The organism is Polaromonas sp. P1_E1_2 (genome assembly GCF_056406035.1).
On record NZ_JBFUAZ010000871.1, the window covers coordinates 1 to 1,280 of the forward strand.

Annotated in this window: 1 protein-coding gene; it reads right to left on the reverse strand. The window is 54.4% G+C overall.

Annotated elements, in window-relative coordinates; translation table 11 throughout:
• Positions 1-1,280, reverse strand: a 1,280-nt coding sequence (locus AC1D1P_RS23665; RefSeq protein ID WP_477674692.1) for a GspE/PulE family protein, incomplete at both ends; no start/stop codon positions are given.

Sequence of the window (1,280 nt, forward strand, 5' to 3'; positions counted from 1 at the left end):
CACATCTTCCACACCACCGGCGGATGGAATCGTGGCAACACGCAACTCGATGTCCAGTGGGCCGTATTTCTTGAACTTGATCTTCCCATCTTGCGGTTTGCGCTTTTCAGAGATGTCCAGGTCGCACATGATCTTGAGCCGCGTGACCATGGCCTGGCGAAACTGCGCCGGCACTTCGATATAGGGCTGCAAGGTACCGTCAATGCGAAACCGGATACCGGTTTTGGCTTTGCCTGGCATGGGCTCGATGTGAATGTCCGAAACCTTCTGGTTGTAAGCGTCAATGATGACCTTGTTGACAAACTTGACCAGCTCGTTGTCCGCTGCGGCAGACTCCAGCGAAGAATCGTCATTTGACTCACTCTCCAGTGGTGAGTCCATGTCTGCAAGCAATTGGTCGATGGTGCTACTGTCTGCAGCCACGCCAAAGAGCTGCCCCAGGGTTTCTTCAAATTCGGTCTGGGTTGTAACGCGGTAAGAAAATTTGGAGACGCGGGGAAACACCTGTGGAACCACGCGTGCCCCTCGCACAGCCTCCGGATCCACACACATGATCACGAGGCCTTCGGTAGTTTCCTCCAGCGGAATCCAGCCTTGCTGTTCAATAAAGTCCCGTTTTAACGCACCATGCAACATCTCCGAGCGAATCCGCCCAGCATTGAATGCTTCGTAGGCCACACCAAAAAACTTGGCAAGCGAAGCACCAATCTGAGTGGGCCGGATGTGGAAGTTGGCCATGAGCATATGCTCGACAGACTGACCTTCTTCCCGGGCCTGGCGGATGCATTGCTGTAATTCTTCTTGGGACAGCACACCTTCCGTCACCAAGCCGTCGTACTTGGTAGCTTTGCGCCTTTGGCTGTCGCCCGCTTTTTGCATTCGCTGGCGTATGGCAATGCCCAAAGTCTTGCACAGCTGCAGCGCACCGTCTTCCTCAAGTTTTCCAAAAGGCTGATCGCTCCGGTTGTTGATAACCTGCAGCACGCCGTACAACGTCTCTCCGTCCATGACGGGAGCCACCAGCATCTGCTTGGTTCTGTACCCGGATCGCTTGTCAACTTCCTGGAGAAAGCTCAACGCAGGATGAATTTTCTTCAGCGCCTCCTCATCGTAGACGTCCGCAATATTCACCATCTGGCGAGCCATGGCAACGTAGCCCGCAATGCTCTGCGCACTGACCGGGAGTTTCAGGTCGCGGCTGGTATTGAGCCCCGTCTTGACCTTGGAAACAATGGAACTGCGGTCTTCGTTGACTGCATAAAGTGTTAACCGGTCTGCGT